The following is a 1254-nucleotide window of genomic DNA, read 5'->3' on the forward strand; positions in this document are numbered from 1 at the left end:
TGACCTGCCCCCACTGGCCGTACCAACAGATTGGAGAAGTCCGGGGTTGAAGGTTAATCGAAGTTTTGTTTCTGCTCACTGCCAGCAGCACCGCCAGCGCGCTGGCGGTGCTGCTGGGCGAATTTTGCTGGCGGAATTCGCCCCAGGCTGCTGTGCGGTCTGACCTCGTTGTAATCCTGGCGCCAGCGCGCAATGCACTCCCGGGCCTGTGACAACGATTCAAACCACTGCTCGTTGAGGCACTCATCCCTGAATTTGCCGTTGAAGCTCTCGATGTACCCGTTCTGCATGGGCTTGCCCGGCTCAATCAGAATGTGCCTAATCCCGTGGGTGTGCGCCCAGGCCAGAAACGCCCGGCTGGTGAACTCTGGGCCATTGTCCGTTCGCACCGCTGCCGGGTAGCCGCGAAACCGTGCCACCTGGTCGAGGACGCGAGTGACGTACTGGCCCGAAATGCCGTAGTCCACTGCTATCTCGACGGACTCTTTGCTGAAGTCATCCACCACCGTCAGGCATTTGAGGCGCCGGCCACTGGACAGACTGTCGGAGACGAAATCCATGCTCAACACCTCGTTGATGTTCCTGGCCAGTTGCAGTGGCACACGCTCCTGCGCTGGCCGTTTGGCTTTGCTGCGCTTCTTCACCGTCAGGTTGGCCTGCCGGTACAGCCGATAGATGCGCTTGTGGTTCACTCCCGGAAACTGCTCGCGCAGCATGTCGTGGATGCGCCGGTAGCCGAATCGGCGGCGCACCAAGGCCGTTTGCCGAATCTGTTCACCAAGGCTGGCGTTGAGCTCGCTGAGCTGCGGTGGATGGCGGTAGCTGTCTCGGGATAGCCCCACAAGGCGGCAGGCGTGCCGCTCCGAGAGGTGATGCTGCTCAATCATCTGTCGGATGGCATCGCGCCGCGCCTGTGGGGCTAGCGCTTTACCCCGAAGACGCTCTTGAGGGCGTGGATGTCCAGGTGGGCCTCGGCCAGCAGCCGCTTGAGCTTGGCGTTCTCGCTCTCAAGCTCGCGCAGGCGCTGGGCCTCTGAGACCTGCATGCCGCCGAATTTGGCACGCCATTTATAAAACGTGGCCTGGCTGAAGCCACCGCTGCGGCACAACTCGGGGATGCCCATACCGGCCTCGGCCTGTCGCAAGAAGCCAATGATTTGTTCGTCGCTGAACCTGCTCTTCTTCATGTCCATCATTCTCCTGGGTTGACGGACTTCTCTCGTTTACCGTGGTACGGCTGGCGGGGGGCAGGTCA

The 1254-nt window shown here is 61.2% G+C and carries 1 protein-coding gene; it reads right to left on the reverse strand.

Annotated elements, in window-relative coordinates:
- Positions 1-53 precede the first annotated feature (53 nt).
- Positions 54-1186 (reverse strand): IS3 family transposase gene (locus tag AAHB17_RS24445; protein ID WP_446719652.1). Its coding sequence is split into 2 segments (ribosomal slippage): positions 54-937 and positions 937-1186, totalling 1134 coding nucleotides; the frame shifts between segments, so codons are not numbered across the junction.
- Positions 1187-1254: the final 68 nt, after the last annotated feature.

This window comes from Hydrogenophaga sp. OTU3427 (assembly GCF_038440225.1).
GTDB lineage: Bacteria > Pseudomonadota > Gammaproteobacteria > Burkholderiales > Burkholderiaceae_C > Hydrogenophaga.